17 protein-coding genes are annotated in these 20,295 nt (G+C 71.0%); 9 read left to right on the top strand and 8 right to left on the bottom strand.

Going from position 1 to position 20,295, the window contains the following annotated elements; genetic code table 11:
- Positions 1–13: 13 nt before the first annotated feature.
- Positions 14–1,132, bottom strand: coding sequence for a serpin family protein (locus D457_RS0112615; protein WP_017581029.1), 1,119 nt, complete (start codon positions 1,130–1,132; stop codon positions 14–16).
- A gap of 273 nt (positions 1,133–1,405) precedes the next feature.
- Between D457_RS0112615 and D457_RS0112620 the strand changes: the two genes are divergently transcribed.
- Entirely contained in the window at positions 1,406–2,206 is an 801-nt protein-coding gene (locus D457_RS0112620) for a DUF3159 domain-containing protein (RefSeq protein WP_017581030.1), read from the top strand.
- Positions 2,207–2,212: 6 nt separating this feature from the next.
- On the opposite strand, the gene D457_RS0112625 is transcribed toward D457_RS0112620, so the two are convergent.
- Entirely contained in the window at positions 2,213–2,974 is a 762-nt protein-coding gene (locus tag D457_RS0112625) for a potassium channel family protein (protein WP_017581031.1), read from the bottom strand.
- Entirely contained in the window at positions 2,967–3,653 is a 687-nt protein-coding gene (locus D457_RS0112630; RefSeq protein WP_017581032.1) for a potassium channel family protein, read from the bottom strand. Before D457_RS0112630 ends, D457_RS0112625 begins: the two co-directional genes overlap by 8 nt.
- A gap of 229 nt (positions 3,654–3,882) precedes the next feature.
- Here D457_RS0112630 and D457_RS0112635 point away from each other — a divergent pair, with 229 nt between their 5' ends.
- Both D457_RS0112635 and D457_RS0112640 read left to right on the top strand, forming a co-directional pair.
- Positions 3,883–5,199: a class I SAM-dependent RNA methyltransferase gene (locus tag D457_RS0112635; protein WP_017581033.1), complete on the top strand. Its 1,317-nt coding sequence runs from the start codon at positions 3,883–3,885 to the stop codon at positions 5,197–5,199.
- A 134-nt stretch (positions 5,200–5,333) separates the two neighbouring features.
- Positions 5,334–5,627 carry a hypothetical protein gene (locus tag D457_RS0112640; protein WP_017581034.1) on the top strand — a complete coding sequence of 98 codons (294 nt, stop codon included), beginning with the start codon at positions 5,334–5,336 and terminating at the stop codon, positions 5,625–5,627.
- Between the two features lie 71 nt (positions 5,628–5,698).
- Here D457_RS0112640 and D457_RS0112645 read toward each other — a convergent pair whose 3' ends face one another.
- From D457_RS0112645 to D457_RS0112665, 5 genes are all read right to left on the bottom strand, one after another.
- Positions 5,699–6,667, bottom strand: coding sequence for a DMT family transporter (locus tag D457_RS0112645; RefSeq protein WP_017581035.1), 969 nt, complete (start codon positions 6,665–6,667; stop codon positions 5,699–5,701).
- A 216-nt stretch (positions 6,668–6,883) separates the two neighbouring features.
- On the bottom strand, positions 6,884–8,347 hold the full coding sequence (locus tag D457_RS0112650) for a hypothetical protein (RefSeq protein WP_152514229.1): 1,464 nt from the start codon (positions 8,345–8,347) through the stop codon (positions 6,884–6,886).
- A 47-nt stretch (positions 8,348–8,394) separates the two neighbouring features.
- Complete coding sequence (locus D457_RS0112655) at positions 8,395–9,294, bottom strand: ATP-binding cassette domain-containing protein (RefSeq protein ID WP_039831260.1); 900 nt, start codon at positions 9,292–9,294, stop codon at positions 8,395–8,397.
- A gap of 29 nt (positions 9,295–9,323) precedes the next feature.
- Positions 9,324–10,130, bottom strand: a complete 807-nt coding sequence (locus D457_RS0112660; protein WP_017581038.1) for a zf-HC2 domain-containing protein — start codon at positions 10,128–10,130, stop codon at positions 9,324–9,326.
- Positions 10,127–10,717, bottom strand: a complete 591-nt coding sequence (locus D457_RS0112665; protein WP_017581039.1) for an RNA polymerase sigma factor — start codon at positions 10,715–10,717, stop codon at positions 10,127–10,129. The genes D457_RS0112660 and D457_RS0112665 overlap by 4 nt, the downstream gene beginning before the upstream one ends.
- A gap of 204 nt (positions 10,718–10,921) precedes the next feature.
- Between D457_RS0112665 and D457_RS0112670 the strand changes: the two genes are divergently transcribed.
- From D457_RS0112670 to D457_RS0112695, 6 genes are all read left to right on the top strand, one after another.
- Complete coding sequence (locus tag D457_RS0112670; protein WP_026116589.1) at positions 10,922–11,857, top strand: LLM class F420-dependent oxidoreductase; 936 nt, start codon at positions 10,922–10,924, stop codon at positions 11,855–11,857.
- 364 nt (positions 11,858–12,221) lie between these two features.
- On the top strand, positions 12,222–14,987 hold the full coding sequence (gene acnA / locus D457_RS0112675) for an aconitate hydratase AcnA (protein ID WP_193374496.1): 2,766 nt from the start codon (positions 12,222–12,224) through the stop codon (positions 14,985–14,987).
- A gap of 112 nt (positions 14,988–15,099) precedes the next feature.
- Positions 15,100–16,095 (top strand): hypothetical protein, encoded by a 996-nt coding sequence (locus tag D457_RS0112680; protein ID WP_152514230.1) that lies wholly within the window; start codon positions 15,100–15,102, stop codon positions 16,093–16,095.
- On the top strand, positions 16,092–16,820 hold the full coding sequence (locus D457_RS0112685) for a cytochrome c oxidase IV family protein (RefSeq protein ID WP_017581043.1): 729 nt from the start codon (positions 16,092–16,094) through the stop codon (positions 16,818–16,820). The genes D457_RS0112680 and D457_RS0112685 overlap by 4 nt, the downstream gene beginning before the upstream one ends.
- 75 nt (positions 16,821–16,895) lie before the next feature.
- The gene (locus tag D457_RS0112690) at positions 16,896–18,938 is read left to right on the top strand and encodes a hypothetical protein (RefSeq protein ID WP_239646087.1); all 2,043 of its coding nucleotides are present in this window, start codon (positions 16,896–16,898) and stop codon (positions 18,936–18,938) included.
- Positions 18,931–20,241 carry a hypothetical protein gene (locus D457_RS0112695; RefSeq protein WP_017581045.1) on the top strand — a complete coding sequence of 437 codons (1,311 nt, stop codon included), beginning with the start codon at positions 18,931–18,933 and terminating at the stop codon, positions 20,239–20,241. The genes D457_RS0112690 and D457_RS0112695 overlap by 8 nt, the downstream gene beginning before the upstream one ends.
- The last annotated feature ends 54 nt before the right edge of the window (positions 20,242–20,295 follow it).

The raw sequence follows: 20,295 nt of genomic DNA on the forward strand, positions 1-20,295 counted from the left end.
CTCACCGTCTGGCTCAGGAAGCGGGGCCCGGGTCGACGGGGTCGGTGATCCGGCCGGTGAACAGGATCGCGCCCCGGCGGCGCAGCACGAACCGGAAGGGCTGGTCCACCAGGAACTCCTTGGGCTTGGGCGGGATCACGGCCGACATCACCATGACGGCGGCGGTGGCGGCGGCACCCTCCGCGCCCTTCTCGTCTACGCGCAACACGGCCTGGTGCACGATGGCGTCGACTTTGAGCGGCTCGGCACTGATCCCGCCGAAGTCGGCGGCGTCGGTGGCCAGGGTGCGCACGTGCGCGGGGGTGGTGGCCAGGGGTTCGAGCAGCGCGGTCTCGGTCTCCACGGCGAAGCGCGGCAGGGCCAGGCTCACCTCCTCCTGCCTGCGTGCCTTGTAGAGGCCTCGCAGTGCTTCGGGAGTGAGGGGCGGGGCGTCGGCCCGCTCGGCGCCGGAGGAGTCGGGAATGATCACGTCTAGGGCCAGCCCGTGCTCGCCCTCCAGGGTGACCATCCGCAGCCCTCCGTGCTCGGCGTGGGTCATCCGCCCGGTGCGCCGCATGGTCGGGACGCGGTGGGTGCCGCCCGGAGCGTGGAAGGCGCGCTCGCGCGTCTGGGCCGCCTCGAAGGGCTCGGTCCACACCATCTTCACCCACAGGGCGTTGACCAGGAGCAGGCGAACGTCGGGGTGCACGGTGCCCGGCGAGAGCAGCTCGGGGATCAGCCCCTGGGTGACCTGCGAGACCCGGTCGTTGACCTTCGTGCGCACCCCCTCGGCGTCACGGCGGAAGTCCACCCGGTCCACCTCGGCGTCGGCCTGGGCGCCAACCCGCTCCTCGAACTCGGTGCTCAGCGGAAGGTCGGCGGGCACGTACAGGCCGTTGAGGGTGGCCAGATCCAGCCCGTCGACGGCCTCGACCGCGGCGTTCAGGGCGTCCAGGTGCCCCGCGGGGCCGGAACCGGCCGGGGCGACCAGGGCCGCCAGCTCACGCAGGGTGTCGCCGCCCGCACCGGTGGCCAGCAGACCGAGCACGGCCCCGACCGAGTAGGGCGACCACACGTGGGAGGCCTTCTCCTCGACCAGCTCCGGGTCCAGGGCGAGCGCGAAGCGCAGGTGCTCCTCGTGCGGCTCTTCCATCCTGCTGGTCTTCACACGGGCTCCTCACGAAAGCGGGCGGGCCGCCAGCGTACGGAAGAGCGCCGACACAAAGCTAGTGTCCGGGGTGAGAGCGGGGTGAGAGCGGGGTGAGAAGTCGCACGCCGCATTGGCAGACGAAGCGGGACAAGGCGGTGCGGGGAAGGCCGCCGGCGTCGCGGAACGCCACTCCCCGGCTGTGACAGGTCGCATAGGGTGGTGCATCATGGCTGGCGGCCGCAGACGGCCGCACGGCGAGACGGGACCAGGAGCGGGATGACTGAGCAGCAGCGGGCCTCCGAAGAAGCGGCCCAGGCCGACGAGGGCCGGGCGGGCAGCGGCCCCGTCGTCACCGAGGGAACGGTCGAGGCGCTGGTCCGGACCAAGCTCGCCGAGGCCCTGGGCGGCAAGCGCGGCATGGTCGAGACGGCCATCCCCACCCTGACCTTCACGATCTCCTACATCGCCAGTTCCGAGCTGCGGCTCTCGATCATGCTCGGTGTGGGCGCGGCCCTGCTCCTGGGCGTGCTCCGGCTGGTGCAGCGCTCCTCGGTGCAGTACGTGATCACCAGCCTCTTCGGTATCGGCCTGGCCGCGGTCTTCGCGATGCGCAGCGGCAACGCCGAGGACGCCTTCCTGCCCGGCATCATCTACAACGCGGTCTACGCGGTGGTGCTGAGTATCTCGGTGCTGGTGCGCTGGCCCGCGATCGGCCTGATGATCGGCCCGTTCATCGGGAACAAGGAGGACTTCACCTCCTGGCGGAGCAACCCGGCCGTGGTCAAGCTGGCCTCGCGCCTGACCTGGCTGCTGGTGCTGCCGTGCGTCATCCGGGTCGTGGTGCAGTACCCGCTCTGGCTGGCCGCGTCCAACGAGTGGGCCAACACCTTCGCCCTGCTGGGCCTGTCCAAGGTCGCCATGGGCTGGCCGCTCCAGGTGGCGGCCTTCGCGGGCATGGTGTGGATCCTGGCCCGCGGCCGCACCCCCCTGGAGAACGGGGTCACCGAGGCCGGTGCGACCAAGGACGGCACGGCCGCGGACACCGGTCAGGCCGGGTCCGACCAGCGGGATCAGTAAGACCGATCATTCAGGCCTCGGCCCCGGGGACGCGGCTTCCTCAGCGGTCCCGGAACCCTCGGGGCCCTCAGCATCATCGGGAACGGTGCTGTCCGCCGGGCCCAGCAGCTCCTCCAGGGGGCCCAGGGCCTCCGGTTCGGCCAGGAAGACCACCGTGTTGCCCACGGACAGCGTCCGCTGGGGGTCGGGAGGGCGAACCCCGCCCGGGCCGAGCACCGCGACCAGGGCCACGCCCTCGGGCAGCGCGCCGGTCAGTTCGCTCTCGAGGCTGCCCGCGAACGGGCTGGCGGCGGGCAGCACCGACTCGGCGATCTCCGCGCCGGGCAGGGGCGGCAGGGTGCCCTCCTCGACGTAGTCCTCCTCTTCGGTGACCCCGTCCACCAGGTCGGCGATCAGCCGGGGCGGGGAGACCGCCAGGTCCACCCCCCAGGAGTCGTTGAACAGCCACTCGTTGTCCGGATCGTTGATCCGGGCGATCACCTGCTCCACCCCGAACTCGGTCTTGGCCAGCAGGGACACGACCAGGTTCACCTTGTCGTCACTGCTGGCCGCGATGACCACGTCGAAGTCGCCCAGTCGGGCGTCCTCCAGGGTGGCCAGTTCACAGGCGTCGGCGAGCAGCCACTCCACCTGGGGGAGATCGTCGACACCGATGGCCCGGGTGTCCCGGTCGATCAGCAGGACGTCGTGTCCGCTGCCCGCTAGTTCCGTGGCGATGGAGCGGCCCACGCTCCCGGCTCCCGCGATGGCGATCCGCATCTCACCCACGCCCCGTCTCGTCCTCGTGACCCTGGTCCAGCCGTTTGGCCAGGTCGCCCATCTCCCGGCTGTGCGCCACCACGTGCAGCACGTCGCCCGCCACGAGGGTCTCCTCGGAGCGGGCCAGCGCGATACGGCCCTCCCGCACCAGATAGACCACGCGCAGCGGGGAATCGGCCTCCAGCTCGGCGACGGTCCGACCCGCCCAGCGCTCCGGCAGACTGAGTTCGTTCATGGTCAGGCTGCCCGAGGCGTCCTGCCACTCCGGCGCGGCGGTGAGCTGGTCGTCGCCGGGCACCACCCGGCGCAGGATGGCGTCGGCGGTCCAGCGCACGGTCGCCACGGTGGGGATGCCCAGGCGCTGGTAGACCTCGGCCCGGCGGGGGTCGTAGATCCGCGCCACCACGTTCTGCACCCCGAACGCCTCGCGGGCCACCCGGGCAGCGATGATGTTGGAGTTGTCGCCGTTGCTGACCGCGGCGAAGGCCGCCGCGCGGTCGATGCCGGCGCTGAGCAGGACCTCGCGGTCGTGCCCCACTCCGCGGACGGCGTGTTTGGCCACGGTGGTGTGGAGCCGACGGAACGCCTCGGGGTCCTGGTCGATCACCGCCACCGTGTGCCCCAGGTCCACCAGCGTGTGCGCCAGTGTGGAACCCACACGGCCGCACCCCATGATCACGATGTGCACCTCGTCCGAACTCCCGTCGAGCTAGCTCTCCACCCCGCGGGCACGGAGTCGCTCACGTGCCCCGACAGCTCCACCTTGACACACAACACCTCCAAGCACGTGACCGCCCCGGCCGCACAGTGCTCGGACCAGCACGTGTGGTGCCCGAAGACCGGTAGATTGGGGTCGGTTGGTGGCTGTGCGCGCAGGGTCACCCGGAATTCCGACCCAACCAGCTGAGGACACCGCCATGACACGTGTGGGCAACGAGATCGAACTGACCGTGGACGACGTCGCCCACGGGGGATGGTGTGTGGGCCGCCTGGACGACCAGGTCGTCTTCGTCCGCCACGCCCTGCCGGGGGAGCGGGTCCGGGTCCGCGTCACCGAGCAGACCACCCGATTCCTGCGCGGCGAGGCCGTCGAGGTCCTCACCGCCTCCCCGGACCGGGTCGAGGCGCCGTGTGTGTTCTCCGGCCCCGGTATGTGCGGCGGCTGCGACTGGCAGCACGCCAGTCTGGACTCCCAGCGCCGGATGAAGGCGAAGGTCGTCACCGACCAGCTGAGCCGGATCGCCGGGATCGACCGCGAGGTGGTCGTCGAGGAGCTGCCCGGCACCCCCGACGGCCTGGGCTGGCGCACCCGGGTGCGCTTCTCCGTGGACGAGGACGGAAACGCCGGTCTGCGCCGCCACCGTTCCCACGACATCGAGCCGGTCGACAAGTGCCTGATCGCCCACCCCGGTGTCACCGAACTCGGCGTCACCGAGGTCAAGTGGGAGAACATCAGGGACGTGGAGGCCGTAGCCTCCACGACCCGCGCCGATCGCGCGATCGTGGTCACCCCCACCACCGCCAAGCTGGGCGAGCTGCCTGAGCTCAAGGCCTCCAGCGCCGTGCTGCGCCGCTTCAAGGGCGGCCGGGTGCAGTCGGTGCGCGGCCGCAAGGGCGTGCGCGAGGACGTGGCCGGTCGCGAGTACCGGGTCGGCGCCGGCGGGTTCTGGCAGGTTCACCCGGCCGCGGGTGAGACCCTGAGCGCCGCCGTCATCGAGGGCCTGGAGCCCAAGCCGGGCGAGACCGCCCTGGACCTGTACTGCGGTGCGGGCCTGTTCACCGGCGCGCTCGCCGAGGCCGTGGGCGCCGAGGGCCGTGTGATGGGCGTGGAGAACGGGGAGCACGCCGTTCGCGACGCCCAGTACAACCTGAAGGACCTGCCGCAGGTGCGCGTCGAGCGCGCCGACGTGGCCAAGCAGATGCGCGAGTGGGCCGACGTGCGCGCCGATGTCGTGACGCTCGACCCGCCGCGCGCCGGTGCCGGTGTCGAGGTTGTCCGCAAGGTGGCGGGGATGAAGCCGCGCCGGATCGCCTACGTCTCCTGTGACCCGGCGACCCTGGCCCGCGACCTCGCCGAGTTCGGCCGTTCCGGTTACCGCCTGGTGGGTCTGCGCGCCTTCGACGCCTTCCCGATGACCCACCACGTCGAGATGGTCGCCGTCCTGGAGCCGGTCAAGCTGGCCCGCCGCCACCGCGAGGCCGCCGAGGCCGAGCTGGCCGAGCAGGACGCCTAGAACCGGGCAGAAGGCCCGGGACCGTCAGCGGTCCCGGGCCTTCTGCGTTCCTGAGGGTCAGCCGATGCGTCGTCCCGCAGGTCGGAGCACTGCCCGGAGACGGAGCCCGTGACGTCGTCCACCACGCCTTCGAGGTGCTCGGCTTCGAACCCCTCGACGAGGTCGAACCGATGATCACCCGCTTGGAGGGCGGCTTCTCCGGGGCCACGTGTGACCCCTACTGCGTGGTCGGTGAGGACATCGAACCGGGCACCTACGAGGCGACCATCTTCGGCGAGGGGCTGTTCACCGACGCCTACTGGGAGGTGACCGACTCCGGCGGCGGCATCATCGCCAACGACTTCGTCACCTCGGCGCAGAAGGTCACCGTCACCATCCTCGCCCACGCGGGCCAGTTCACCGAGACCATGTTCGGTCGCGGCTTCTGAGTGAAGGTCGGCTGACCGGACCGGACTCGCAGTGGGTGGCGCCCCGGAACCCCGTGGCGCCCCCCGTTCGGTCAGCGGCGGGTGTGCTGGAAGCGCCTCGGCAGCGGCACCCTCAGGACGGCCAGGCCCAGGGCCAGGATGACCAGGCCGGACCAGGAGACCAGGGGGAGGCGCTCACCCACCAGAGCCACGCCCAGGACCGCCGCCACTGCGGGTTCGGCCAGGGTGAGGGTGGTCGCGGTGGCGGCCGGGGTGTGCCGCAGGCCCCGGCCGAACAGCCAGTACGCCAGGAACACCGTGAATAGGGCCAGATGCAGCGCTACCAGGGCGCCGTTGACCGTGGCCAACCACGCGGCTCCGGTGGCCAGCACCACGGGCAGCACGAGGACGCCGCCGCCCGCGAACATCGTGCCCATGACCGCACCCGAGGTGTGTCCGCGCCGGATCAGCTTCTCGGCGATGATCGCGTACAGCGAGTAGGAGAACCCCGCGACCAGGGCCAGGACCACGCCCAGGGAGTTCACCGGGGTCGGCGTTCCGGTGAGGTCGGGGCCCAGGACCAGCACCGCGCAGCCGAGCACGGCGGCGACGGTCGCCGCCGCCCACCGTGCGCTGGGCCGGGTGCGGTCCACGTACCATGCCAGCAGCCCGGAGAAGACCGGTGCGCTGCCCAGGGTGATCACGGTGCCGACTGCCACCCCGGCGTTGGCCACCGCCGGGTAGAAGGACAGCGGGTACCCGGCGACCGCGACCGCGCCCAGCAGGAGGATGCCCCATGTACGGGCACGGGTGCGGGTGTCGGAGCCGGTGAGAAGGGAGGCTGTGGAGCCCCGGCCCACCAGGAACAGCAGGATCCCGCCGAGAACGAGCCCGGCCGAACCGATCGCGGCCGGGTGCGCGCCGGCGGGCGCGAAGGAACTGGCGGTGCCGGTGGTGCCCCACAGGACGGCGGCGCCGAGGATCGGCAACGGGCCGCTGGTGAGGCGGGTCAGGGTGGGGTTCGGCCGCTGCGCGACCGTGGGAGTGGTGTGTTCTGGCACGTTCGTGCTTTCCGTCTTGACGCCTGGGAAACGGTCTGTTGCCGGGCGCACGACGGACACGGCCGCTCACCGTGGCGGTGGGGCCGTGGAGTCCGGGAAGGTCAGCGGGTGCGCCCGGTCAGGCGCACAGCGGCGGAAGGACCTTGTGCCAGTAATAGTTCACGCCCCCACATTAGCGCCCCGTGCGGGAATGCCGTGAGCCGGGGCGCGCGGGGCTCAGGAGCACACAGGAAGGGGCTCGCCCCACCACTCGTCGATCTCCTCCTCGGTCCAGTAACTCGTTTCCCAGTCCGGCTCCGGAAAACCCGGTTCCCCGGGGGCGGGTAGGTCGAACAGGTCCGCCAGTACGCCGGCCCCGGTCTCCGGGGAGGTCACGGTGTCCCAGTGCTCGTCCACCACCGACCCGACCCGCTCCCCGGGCATGTCGAGGAGGGCGTGTGCCAGGGCCAGGTCCTCCGGCGCGGGGTTGAAGCTCAGCAGCATGTTGTCCGCGGTGAAGACCTTTTCCTCCCAGGGACTCTGCTCGTCGGCGGCGGCCAGCCATGCCGCCACCACCAGTCGGGACTGACCGCTCGCACCGCATGGGTACGCGTCCATTGGGAACAGGGGCAAGCCGACCAGTAACGCGGCGGCGTCGGCCACCACGAGGTTGGCGGAGTAGGGCTGGTCCGTCTCCCAGTACTCACCGACGATGATCGACTGTGCGGGGGGTGCCAGGTCCAGGTCGTTGCGCATACCGCTGCCCGTCTGCCACACCGCGAGCAGACGGTGGCGCTCCCGCTCGGGCACCCGATCCAGGACGGGGGACAGTGCGGCGTGCCAGTAGGCCACCCACGACTCGTAGCCGGGCAGGGGGCAGTAGGCCACCCCGTCCCTCGTGCGGCATGAGGGGGCTTCCGCACCGTGCAGCTGGTCGAACGAGATGTCTGACTCGTAGGTGTAGGTCCTGTTCCCGTGCGCGACTGTCCCGGTGATCGCCACCACCAGCAGTAGGCTCACGCCCAGCGGGACCGGCCGCAGACCCCGGCCTGAGCTCTTCCTGACCATGGCCAGGCAGACGAGGGCGGCTGTCAGCAGGACGGCGTACGCCAGGTACAGCAGGCCGAGGAGGGTCACTCCGGGGTTGGGCATCTGGAAGGGAACCATCGCCGAGGAGACGACCCAGCTCATGCGCGAGACGATGACGTCCGCCCTGCTGCCCATGGCCGTGAACGAGTACAGCAGGTAGGTCGGGATGAGCATGATGAACAGGATCAGGGGCGCGAAGGAGCGCGTCCAGGCCGCAGAGGCCACCGCTGCCAGGGGGCCGAACCAGCTGGACATGAGGACACCGGCAAGGGTGAACGGACTCATCACACCGGAGACCGGGAGCGGTGCACGTAGCAGGTAAGCGGCGACCAGGAGCCCCGTGCACGCTGACGTGAGGGCCACGGCCGCCAGCGACAACGACAACAGACGGGTGCGCGCGGCCAGGGGAAGCGCCAGATCGGTCGAGTGTCGCACCTCGCGCAGCGCGGGGAAGCTCGTGACCACGAACATGATCGCGGCCACGCTCATGGCGTTCATCGAGGACTCGTGGTAGAGGTCGGTCGCCGTCGGAACACTCGGTACGTAGGACGTCGCCCCTTGGAACAGGAGCGTCAGGGGCACACCGACGAAGAAGACCGGGCTCGACAGCATGTGCCGCAAGTTGAACCGGGTCAGCCCCCAGAAGGTCCAGAAGCGACTCACCGGACGCTGCCCCGTGCGCCGGTGAGCAGGAGATAGGCGTCTTCCAGCGAGGGTTCCACCGGGACGCGCTCCGTCGAGTCCGGGTTGCCGACACCCTCCGGTACCAGCACCCGGTAGCGGCCGTCCGCCAGTCGCCAGGAGGTCACACCCTCGGCGGGTCGCGAACCCTGCTCCCACACCCTGCCCCGGGCCCGGGCGACCAGTTCCCCGGGGGTGCCGTCGAAGATCACCCGGCCCTGGTCCAGGCACAGCACCCTGCGGCACAGCGCCGACACGTCCTCGATCTGGTGGGTGGACAGCACCACGGTGCTGTGAACGGCTAGCTCGGAGACCAGGTCGCGGAAACGGATGCGCTGTTCGGGGTCCAGCCCGATGGTGGGTTCGTCGAGCAGCAGGAGTTCGGGGCCGCCGAGCAGGGCCGCGGCCAGTCCCAGGCGCTGGCGCATTCCCCCGGACAGTCGGCGGATCCTGCTGTGTCTGCGGTCGTACAGGTCGACCTCGCGCATGGCTCGGCGGACCTCTTCGTGGCGTTCGCGGCGCCCGCCCAGCTCCTTGAGGACCGCCATGTAGTCCAGCAGGCCGAACACGGTGAAGTGCGGGTAGAAGGACGGGAACTGGGGCAGGTAGCCCATCCGCCGGCGGATCTCGGTGCGCTCGGCCGACCGCTCCGGGTCGCGGCCCAACACTCGCACCCGGCCGCCGGTGGCCTCCAGATCGGTCGCCAGACAGCGCATCAGGGTGGTCTTGCCCGCTCCGTTGCGGCCCAGCAGGCCGGTCACCCCCGGGCCCAGGTCCAGGTCGATCCCGTCCAGGGCCCGGCGGGTCCCGTAGCTGCGGACCAGTCCGCGCACGCTGACCCGGGCCGTGCCCGGACCGCCCGCCCCGCCACCGCCCACTCCGCTGTCGCTGATGTCGTTCCCGGTGCTCACGCGGCCCTCAATCTGATCAGGAGAACTCCGACCAGCAGGGTGAGCGCGGCGGCCCACACGACCTGGGCGGTGGGGGCGAACAGCACGAACGGGTCGAGGCTGTCGGCGGCGCCCAGCAGGGCCAGTGCGAGCAGCCAGCCGGCGCCGACCAGGCCCCCGGCGGTGCTCGGCGACATCCACTGGCTGAGCGCCAGACACCCGGCGACCATGGCCAGCGCGGGCAGGAGCCAGAAGACCGCCTCCCGCAGGGTGGAGACCGAGGGCATCAGGAACGCCGCCGCGGTGCACAACGTTAGCGCGGGCACCAGCACGGCGGCGGTGCGTATGAACAGCAGCCGGTACCCGGACAGGGGGGTCACCGAGGTGAGGCTGTGCGCGGGGTCCACGCCCCGGCCGTAGGCCAGGGCCACCCCGATCAGGGGGACGATCGGCGCGGTGAAGGCGAACAGCAGCGAGCCGCGCGGCAGCTCGTGCGCCACGGTCAGGGCCATGACGAGGACGAGCACAGTGGCGGTCAGCCAGGCGCGGTACAGCTGCGGTGTGGCAGCCAGCAGCTTGGCGGTGCTCTCGTGCAGGCCGATCGCGGTCAGCAGGTGTTCGACGGGGCCGCGCCGGGGCTGGTCGACCACGTCGCGCAGGTCGGCCCAGCTGCGGTCCAGCCAGGCCTCGTCTGCGGGCAGCAGGGAACGGCAGCGGGCGCAGTGGGTCAGGTGGGCTTCGGCGGACATGGCGGTGACGCCGTCGGCGGTGTGGTTCGCGTACTGGTGGAGTTGGTCGTGGGTCAGGTGCCAGCTCGTGCTCATGTGGTCAATGCCTCCCGTAGCCGCGCCTTGGCGCGCATGACCCGTGTCTTCACGGTTCCCTCGGGTATCTGGAGGATCTCCGCCGCCTCCCGCACGGTCAGGCCGTCGAGCACGGTGGCCTGGATCGCGGAGCGCAGTTCGGGGGAGAGGTCGTGCAGGGCGGCGCCCAGCGGGCCGTGCTCGATGTTGAGCAGCACGGTGTCCTCCGCGGACGCGTCGCCGATGGTCTCGTACGGTTCGGGTTCACTCTCGGCGATCCACCGGTTGGAGCGTTTGCGCAGCTGTGAGATGAGTTGGCGGATAGCGATGGTCCACAGCCAGGCCCCGGCGTCGTCGTCGCCCGGGCGCGGGGTGTAGGACCCGGCGCTGCGCCACACCGCCAGGAAGGTCTCCTGGAGGGCGGCGTCGAGTTGGTCGTGGTCGGAACAGCGGTAGCGCAGACGGGCGCGCAGCCAGGGTGCGTGCCTCCGGTGCAGGATCTCCAGAGCGTCGGTCTCCCCGGCGGCCACGGAGGAGAGCAGCACGGTGTCGGTGCTGTCGGGTCCGTAGACGGGGACGCGGCGTCGTGCGCGGCGGAGAAGCTTCACGTGGACTGCTATCGCGAGGGTGCGGCGGAACGGTTCTGCGGGTGGGGGCGCGGTTCTGCGCGCTGTCGACCAGACTTTGCCCGGGCGGCGTGTTGGCGTCGCACCGGTCTTGTCCACCTGTGGCCCCGGCGCTGACCACGGCTTTTCCACGGTACCCGCGCGGCGGTTTCGGAAAGGCCGGTGGAGTGGGAGAAACTGGGGCGTATGCGCCTGAGGATCTTCCTTGAGCCCCAGCAGGGGGCCACCTACGAGGACCAGCTCGCCATTGCCAGAGCCGCCGAGGATCTGGGCTTCGACGCCCTGTTCCGCTCGGATCACTACCTCTCCATGGGCGACCACGTCAGCGGGCTCCCCGGACCCACTGACGCGTGGATCACCCTGGCCGGTCTGGCCAGGGACACCTCCCGAATCCGGCTGGGCACCCTGATGACTGCGGCGACCTTCCGCCACCCGGGGCCGCTGGCCATCTCCGTCGCCCAGGTCGACCGGATGAGCGGCGGCCGGGTCGAGTTCGGCTTCGGCGCGGGCTGGTTCGAGCAGGAGCACGCGGTCTACGGGATCCCCTTCCCCGACTCCGCGCGCGAACGTTTCGACCGCTACGAGGAGCAGCTCGACATCATCACGGGGTTGTGGTCCACCCCGGTGGGGGACACCTTCCGTTACGAGGGCAGGCACTACCGGCTGGCGGAGGGGCCGGCACTGCCCAAACCACAGCAGGGGCCGCGTCCGCCGGTGCTGATCGGAGGTACCGGCCTGAAACGCACCCCGCGGCTGGCGGCGAAGTTCGCCGACGAGTACAACGTGCCGTTCTCCTCGCTGGAGGACACGGAGAAGGCCTTCGACCGTACGGCCGACGCCGTGCGGGCGTCCGGCCGTACCGTGCCGATGGTGTACTCGGCGGCCCAGGTCCTGTGCGCGGGGCGCGACGAGGCCGAGGTGTCCAAGCGGGCCGCCCGGATCGGTCGCGAGGTGTCGGAGCTGCGCCAGAACGGTCTGGCCGGCAGCCCCGACGAGATCGTGGACCGGATCGGCCAGTTCGGCGAGGCGGGTGCTGAGAGGATGTACTTGCAGGTCCTGGACATGTCTGACCTGGACCACCTGGAGCTGGTGGCTTCGTCGGTGGTCCCGCAGCTGGACTGAGCCGTCGGGCAGGATCGGATTGAAAGGGGCCGAGTATCGGGGGTGCCCGCGGGGGCTGGGGGCCCACCCGATAACTTGATATCGAGATACAAGTTAGATAACTTGACGTCAAGATAACAGCGGGGTTCCCCCCGACCCGCTCCCGGTTCGGGTGTGTGAGGTCGACCGCTTTTCGGCGCCGCGCCCCGGACCCTCGGACGTCCGCGGCCTGCGGGTCGCGACCCGCGACGATGTGGCGTCGTCGCAGGTCAAAGCGGCCCTGAAGGATGATGGAGGCGGCGGGAGTGTTCACCCGTGAACCCCGTGCCCCGGTGATCCGGTTAGGGCGGCCTCAGTAGGTCCCGCGTCCATCCCATGGGGGAGGATGCTGGGGACAAAGTGGCGAGATCAGGAGGCAGACACCGTGTCCGCGAACAGCTTCGGCGCCCGTGACACGTTGCGCGTTGGCGACGAGTCGTATGAGATCTTCCGGTTGGATGCCGTCAAGGGCTACAACCGACTTCCCTACAGCCTGAAGGTGCTGCTGGAGAACCTCCTCCGGACCGAGGACGGTGCGAACGTCACCGCCGAGCACATCACGGCTCTGGGGAACTGGGACGCCAAGGCGCAGCCCAGCCAGGAAATCCAGTTCACCCCCGCGCGGGTGATCATGCAGGACTTCACCGGGGTCCCCTGTGTCGTCGACCTCGCCACCATGCGCGAGGCCGTCCGCGACATGGGCGGTGACCCGGACAAGATCAACCCGCTCGCCCCCGCCGAGCTGGTGATTGACCACTCCGTGGTCGTCGACCTCTTCGGTCGCCCCGACGCCTTCGAGCGCAACGTCGAGATCGAGTACGAGCGCAACTACGAGCGCTACAAGTTCCTGCGCTGGGGCCAGACCGCCTTCGACGAGTTCAAGGTCGTCCCGCCCGGCACCGGCATCGTGCACCAGGCCAACATCGAGCACCTCGCGCGGGTCACGATGGACCGCAAGGGTCAGGCCTACCCCGACACCTGTGTCGGTACGGACTCGCACACCACGATGCAGAACGGCCTGGGCATCCTGGGCTGGGGCGTCGGTGGCATCGAGGCCGAGGCCGCCATGCTCGGCCAGCCGATCTCCATGCTCATCCCGCGCGTGGTCGGCTTCAAGCTCAAGGGCCAGCTCAAGCCCGGCACCACCGCGACCGACCTCGTGCTCACCATCACCGAGCAGCTCCGCAAGCACGGTGTGGTCGGCAAGTTCGTCGAGTTCTATGGCGAGGGCGTCGCCTCGGTGCCGCTGGCCAACCGCGCCACCATCGGCAACATGAGCCCGGAGTTCGGTTCCACCGCCGCGATCTTCCCGGTCGACGACGAGACCATCCGGTACATGCGCCTGACCGGCCGCTCCGAGCAGCAGGTCGCCCTGACCGAGGCCTACGCCAAGGCCAACGGCTTCTGGCACGACCCGGCCGTCGAGCCCGAGTTCTCCGAGTACCTGGAGCTCGACCTCGCCGAGGTCGTCCCCTCCATCGCCGGTCCCAAGCGCCCGCAGGACCGCATCGCGCTGTCGGCGGCCAAGCAGACCTGGCGCCACGACATCAGCGACTACGTCTCCGACGACGCCGACGAGGCGGGCGAGGAGTCCTTCCCGGCCTCCGACGCTCCGGCCCAGTCCGCCAACGGCGCCCGCCCGCACAAGTCCGTCAAGGTCACCATGGCCGACGGTACCGAGACCGAGATCGACCACGGCGCCGTTGTCATCGCCGCGATCACCTCCTGCACCAACACCTCGAACCCCTCGGTCATGCTGGGCGCCGCCCTGCTGGCCAAGAAGGCGGTCGACAAGGGTCTGTCCCGCAAGCCGTGGGTCAAGACCTCCATGGCCCCGGGCTCCAAGGTCGTCACCGACTACTACGAGCGCTCCGGCCTGACCCCGTACCTGGACAAGCTGGGCTTCAACCTGGTCGGCTACGGCTGCACCACCTGCATCGGCAACTCGGGCCCGCTGCCCGAGGAGATCTCGCAGGCGGTCCAGGACAACGACCTCGCGGTCTCCGCGGTCCTGTCGGGCAACCGTAACTTCGAGGGCCGGATCAACCCGGACGTGAAGATGAACTACCTGGCCTCGCCGCCGCTGGTGGTCGCCTACGCGCTGGCCGGGTCGATGGACATCGACATCACCACCGAGCCCCTGGGTGTCGGCAGCGACGGCAAGCCCGTCTACCTGGCCGACATCTGGCCGACCGCCGAGGAGATCCAGGAGGTCATGGACTCCGCGATCGCCTCCGACATGTACGCCTCCGCGTACTCGGACGTGTTCGCCGGTGACGACCGCTGGCGCGAGCTGCCCACGCCGCTCGGCAACACCTTCGAGTGGGAGGCTGACTCGACCTACGTCCGCAAGCCCCCGTACTTCGAGGGCATGGGCCAGACGCCCGCTCCGGTCACCGACATCTCCGGCGCCCGCGTCCTGGCCAAGCTGGGCGACTCGGTCACCACCGACCACATCTCCCCGGCCGGTGCGATCAAGCCGGGCACCCCGGCGGCCGAGTACCTCAAGGCCAACGGTGTGGAGCGTCGCGACTTCAACTCCTACGGTTCCCGTCGCGGCAACCACGAGGTGATGATCCGCGGTACGTTCGCCAACATCCGCCTGCGCAACCAGATTGCGCCGGGCACCGAGGGCGGCTACACCCGCGACTTCACCCAGGCCGACGCGCCGGTGTCGTTCATCTACGACGCCGCGCAGAACTACGCCGAGCAGGGCACCCCGCTGGTCGTCCTGGGCGGTAAGGAGTACGGCTCGGGTTCCTCGCGTGACTGGGCGGCCAAGGGCACCAGCCTGCTGGGCGTGCGCGCGGTCATCACCGAGTCCTACGAGCGCATCCACCGCTCGAACCTGATCGGCATGGGCGTCATCCCGCTGCAGTTCCCGGAGGGCCAGTCCGCCGACTCCCTCGGCCTGACCGGCGAGGAGACCTTCTCCATCACCGGTATCACCGAGCTCAACGAGGGCCGCGTCCCCAGCACGGTGAAGGTCACCACCGACACCGGTGTCGAGTTCGACGCCGTGGTGCGGATCGACACCCCGGGTGAGGCCGACTACTACCGCAACGGCGGCATCCTGCAGTTCGTTCTGCGTCAGCTGATCGCCAAGCAGTAGTTCCCCAGACCGCCGCCCGCGCCCAACAGGCGTGAGCGCGGTGCATCGAGGGCCGCCACCGTCCAACCGACGGTGGCGGCCCTTCCCCGTGTGTGCCGCTATGTTCTTGAACGTGCTCCGTTTTCCCCGTGTCACCCTTCTGGTGTCGGCTGCCCTGGTCTGGGCGTTCCTCGCCGTGCCGGGAACGGCGCACGACCCCCTGCTGCTGGGGGTGCTGGCCGGTGCCGTGGCCGGTTCCGCTCTCGTTCTGGACCTGTGGGGGTACGCGCTCCGGACCCCGAACGCTCCGGCCGAGGCCGAGTGGAGCCCGCGGCGGTCGGCCTGGAGCCTGACGGTCGCGCCCGTACTGTTCTTGCCCGCGCCCCTGCTGTACCTGTCGGCCAATCCCGACACTGTTTGGGCCCCTGTCCTGGGTTCGCTGGGAACCGGCCTGGTCTACGGCCTTCTCCTGGTCGGGCCGCTGGTGTGCGCGGTCGTCTCCCGGACCCGGCTGCACGCCTGTGCGCTTGCCTGGGCCGCCCGGGAGTGGTTCCGTGGCGAGGTTCTCGTGCTGCTCTGGACCTTGCTCGGCCTGCGCTACCCGAAGAAGCGTCAGGGCCACCCCCTGAGCCCGTTGCGCCGGCGTCGACTCGCCGTTCTGGCACGCAGGGAGGCCGCGGTCCTCGCCCGGGCCCTGGAGGAGGCCCCGGCCGAGGACCCGCGTACCCTCCGGGCGCTGAGCGAGGCGGACGTGGCCCTGGCACTGCTCCACGGGCGTCCGGACGAGATCGATCTGGTCGGTTCCCTCGTCATCTCGGGCCGGGTCCTGCGCCGCCTGGGCGTCCGCCCCGGGGACCCCGACGCCCGGGTGTGCCACACCAACCCCCTGCACGGGCCTTCCACCGGCCTGGGCGACACCAACATGTTCAAAGGCCCCCAAAGGCTCGAAGCCCTGTGCTCGTGGTGCCTGCCCCGGACACCGGAGAGCCGTTTCCGCTACTACTCGCTGCACCCGAACGTGGCGGGTGAACCCTCCGGCTTCGCCTCGCCCCGCAGGGCGCGGTGGACCGCCAACGCCTACGGATCGCGCGGCACCGTCCGTGCCCAGGAGCTGCTGCGCAGACCATGACCCCCACCTCTCCCGAGTTTCCCGTATCCTTCCTGTCGCCCGGCCCCTGGGCCGCACCGCTGCCCTGGGTGCTGCTCGCCCTGACCGTGACAGGGCTCCTGTTCCTGATCTGGCGTCGTTACGCCCTCCCGCCGCTGCCCGCCCTGCGCCAGCACGCGGCCTTCGACAACGCGGATCTGGCCCGGATCAACGAGTTGCGGGCCAGGGCGGAGGACCGCCTCACCGAAGTGGGCCGGCTCCTGGCCACAAGCGGAGAGCGAGTGCGCAACACCCCGCGGTTGCGCCGGGCCCTGGACGCGCACGCGGCGGCCCGCCGGGTCCACGACGGGGCGGGGGAGGACCCCGACCTGGCGGAGTCGGTGGGGGTCCTGGTCCTGCTGGACCTGGCCGAGGACCACCACGCCCGGGCCGTGGCCCGGCGCCGCGGCGAGGCGCCCGAGATGCGTGTGCACTGTTACGCGAACCCGCTGCACGGGACCAACACCGAGCAGGTGGACTGGCGGGAGGTCGGCGGTACCCGTGTCACCGCTGTACCGTTGTGCGCCGACTGCGCCGAGGCGGTGCGCACACGGAGACGCCCCAACGTCCTGCCCGATCGGGACCGAGGTCGCACCGTGCCCTACTACAAGGTCCCCGCGGAGCGGAGCGTGTGGGCGGCGACGGGGTTTGGCACCCTCCAGAGCGACCTCGTGGAGCGGGTGCTGCGTGGGGAACACCGGGGTTGACCAGGGGCGGAATCGGTTCCCGAATGCTCTCCCCGGGTTCCGGTCCGGCTGAAAAGTGCGGATATGCTCGGGCGCATGCCCTCGTCCCCCAGGACTGGACCCCCTCCGCGGTTCGCGGACCTGCCGATACGGGCCCTGGCGCTGTGCGCCGCGGCCGTGTTCGCCGTACTCGCGGGGGCTCCTGCCGCCTCGGCCGAGCCCTCTCCCGAGTCGGTCGAGCTGTATGAGAGCGCGCCGACCCCGGCCGAGTACTACGCGGACGAGCTCGCCGAACGCCCCGAGGGCGCGGCGGTGGTCGTCGACGACGTTCTGGCCGGTGACTACGACGTGGCCGAGCTGGAGGAGGAGCTGCACCGGCTCTTCTCCTCCCTGGACATGCCCTACCACGTGATCGTCAGCCCCTTCCCCGGCGGCCAGGGCGGCTGGGACACGGACTCGGTGCTGGCCTCGGTGGCCGACCGCTTCGGGCGGGACGGCCTGTACGTGCACCTGCGTCCCGGATCCGCCTACTCCCAGGAAGCGCGGGTCCGCGGTGGCGACCTGCCGGTCCGGGACATGCTTCGCGGACTGTACGACGACCCCCGGCTCAGCTACGACTCCAGGATCGACGAGACCGCCCAGGTCATCGTCGAGCGCCTCTCGGGAGCCGATCCCGTGACCGACCCTGACCCGGGGGACTCCGGGGACGCCGGGGACGAGGACGACGAACCGGGTGCCGCGGCCGCCTTCTGGGAGGCGTTCCTGGACGACGTCGACCCCACCGACTCCGTGGGCGCGGAGAACCTGGGCACCCTGACCGGTCTGGTCGCGGGCTTCCTGCTCGCCTCGGGTGGCTTCTGGATCTGGTGGCGGGTCCACGAGGGCCGCACGGGCGCCTTCGAGGTCCCCGGGGTACTGGTCGTCACTCTGCTGCTGGGCGGGCTGAGCGTGGCCGGACCCTACGCCTACATGATGAGCGTGCCCGAGGGCGGGTTCGAGACCAGAGCCGGCTCCGATGAGACCCGCTCCGAACCGCCCCACGTCACCCGCACCGACCGCGTCGAACGCCTGCTCACTGAACTGGGTTCGGCGCCCCTGCACGTCGAACCGCTGCTCCCGATGGACCGGGAGGGGTTGGCGGCCACCGCCGAGCAGCTGGAGCAGGCCCGGCTCCCGGTCCGCGCCCTGGTCGTGCCCATGCACCGGAGTGATGAGTCCGCGGCGGACCCCGAGGTCCTGGCGCACGCCCTGGCCGCGCTCACCGACGAGGAAACCCTTTACCTGGTGGCCGTGCCGGGTTTCGACGGGCGGGTCGAGGTTGCCGCCGCCTCCACCGGGCTGGGCATCGACCCCTACGACCTGAGCCGCCTCACCAGGGGGATCGAGGAGGCCACCCCGGCCCTGGCCCTGGAAGCGGCCCTGTCCGGACTGGCGGAGGTGCCCAGCGCCCCCGGCCGGCCGGACGCCGCCCCGCCGTTCGCGGACAGCTACGTGTACGACCCCGGGCCGCGCTCGGAACGCTTCTTCGGCGACGGCTTCTTCCCCTGCCTGCTGGTGGTGGGTCCGCTGTTCTCCGGGATGCTCTTCGGCGCTGTCTTCCTGGTGGTCTTCTCCGTGCGCCGGGTACGCAGGCAGGGCGGCAGCCCCCGGACGCGGATGAGCGCACGCGCCCTGCGCAAGCTCGCGATCGCCGAGACCCGGGCCATGGTCCGGGAGCTGGAGCGGGCCCCGGAAGGGCTGGTGCCCTCGGCCGCCATGCGCGACGCCGACGCCGCCCTGGTGGTGCTGCGCCGACCCGCGGACGCCCTCGATCTGCTCGGCGCCACGGTCCTGGCCGGGCGGGCGCGCGCCGCGATCGCCGGAGACGTGCAGCGGAGCAGACGGCCGGTCTGCTCGGCCAACCCGCTGCACGGTCAGGCGCGCCGACAGGGCCAGGTCCTCGTCGTCCCCGGCCGCCGCCCGCTGTGTGAGGCCTGCACCGCCCTCCCCGACGGCGACCGGCCCCGCCGCGTACTGGAAGTGCGCGTGGACGGCGCGTGGGTCCCGCACCTGAAACTGGACCGGGTCTGGGTCCGCACCAACTACGGATCGACCAACCGCGTCCTCATCGACGGGATCCTGGAGGAACGTGATGCGTAGTCCCACCGCCTTCATCGCCGCGGCCCTGGCTCTGCCGCCGGCCCTGATGGCTGCCCCTGTTGCCGCGCAGGAGGGCGACAACGCCGCACAGACGATCGCCGACTCCCTGGCCCGATCCCCGGTGCATGTGGACCCCGCCTACGCCAGTGCCTTCCCCGAGGACGCCCAGGAGGAGGTCGCCTCCCTCATCGAGGACTCCGAGCTGCCGCTGCGCGTGGTCGCGGTGCCCCTGGCCGACGGCGACACCTGGGATGGCGAGCCCGAAACCCTGGCCGCGCTGGTCCACGACCGTTCGGGCGGCGGCCAGGGGCACTACCTGGTCTTCGACAACGGCAGCATGTACGGCACGGACTTCGGCGGCGATCAGGGCCAACCGGCTCACTACGGCGCCCTGACCTCCTCCTACGCGACGGAGTTCAGCGGAGATCTGCGAACCGTGGTCCGGGTCTCGGTCGAGACCACGCTGTCCGACGACCCCCAGGGCGCCTTCGAGGACGCCCGAGACGCCTACGACGCGCAGCGGGAGTATCCGGCCCCGGAGCCCTCGCCCACGGACAGCGCACAGGACCAGGAGGAGGGCGGCACGGCCCCGCCCGGTTGGCTGTGGCCCTCCGTCGCCGCTCTGGCGCTGCTGCTCGCCGCCGGACTGGGCTGGCGTCACTACCGCACCCGGGTGCCCTCGATGCCCGCGCTGGCCGTCACTCAGCACGCGGGGTTCGACAACGCCGACCGCGCCGAACTGGACCGGCTGGTCGATCGGGGCGCCAAGGACCTGGTCGAACTGGGCGAGCGACTGGGCCGTCTACGCTCGGAATCCAAGGGGGAGGACGGTACCCGGCTCCTCCAGCACGCCCTGGACGCCCGCGCCGCCGCGGCCCGGGTCCACGACCGCATGACGGCCACCGAACCCACCCTGCCCGACGCGGTCGGCGTGCTGGTCCTGCTGGACATGGCCGAGGACGCCATCGCCCGCAGCCGCGCCCGGTCCACGAAACCGCGCGTGCACTGCTACGCCAACCCACTGCACGGGACCCGCACCCAGCGGACCGAGTGGCGCGAGTTCGGGGGGACCCGCAGCGTCCGGGTTCCGCTGTGCGCCGACTGCGCCCGAGCGGTGCGGGACCGGAGCCGCCCCCGGGTGCTGCCCGCTCGGTACCGGGGCGACGAGGTGCCCTACTACGACGTGCCCGCCGCCGAGAGCGTGTGGGCGGCCACCGGTTACGGCGCCCTGCGCGCGGACCTGGTCGACCGCGTCCTGCGCGGTGACCACCGGGGAGAAGACGCTCGGGGCGCAAACCGATAGCCCTGTCCCGGCATCACAACAGCAGCGCCGAACCAGCACCACCACGAAAGTCCC

Source organism: Nocardiopsis valliformis DSM 45023 (assembly GCF_000340985.1).
Classification (GTDB): domain Bacteria; phylum Actinomycetota; class Actinomycetes; order Streptosporangiales; family Streptosporangiaceae; genus Nocardiopsis; species Nocardiopsis exhalans.

Bases quoted from the DNA above. Each gene is read 5' to 3' on its own strand.
- D457_RS0112660 (WP_017581038.1), bottom strand. From the start codon at position 10,130: ATGAGCACGAGCTGGCACCTGACCCACGACCAACTCCACCAGTACGCG.
- D457_RS0112690 (WP_239646087.1), top strand. From the start codon at position 16,896: ATGCCCTCGTCCCCCAGGACTGGACCCCCTCCGCGGTTCGCGGACCTG.
- D457_RS0112685 (WP_017581043.1), top strand. From the start codon at position 16,092: ATGACCCCCACCTCTCCCGAGTTTCCCGTATCCTTCCTGTCGCCCGGC.
- D457_RS0112695 (WP_017581045.1), top strand. From the start codon at position 18,931: ATGCGTAGTCCCACCGCCTTCATCGCCGCGGCCCTGGCTCTGCCGCCG.
- D457_RS0112635 (WP_017581033.1), top strand. From the start codon at position 3,883: ATGACACGTGTGGGCAACGAGATCGAACTGACCGTGGACGACGTCGCC.
- acnA (WP_193374496.1), top strand. From the start codon at position 12,222: ATGCTGGGGACAAAGTGGCGAGATCAGGAGGCAGACACCGTGTCCGCG.
- D457_RS0112615 (WP_017581029.1), bottom strand. From the start codon at position 1,132: ATGGAAGAGCCGCACGAGGAGCACCTGCGCTTCGCGCTCGCCCTGGAC.
- D457_RS0112650 (WP_152514229.1), bottom strand. From the start codon at position 8,347: ATGCTGTCGAGCCCGGTCTTCTTCGTCGGTGTGCCCCTGACGCTCCTG.
- D457_RS0112620 (WP_017581030.1), top strand. From the start codon at position 1,406: ATGACTGAGCAGCAGCGGGCCTCCGAAGAAGCGGCCCAGGCCGACGAG.
- D457_RS0112670 (WP_026116589.1), top strand. From the start codon at position 10,922: ATGCGCCTGAGGATCTTCCTTGAGCCCCAGCAGGGGGCCACCTACGAG.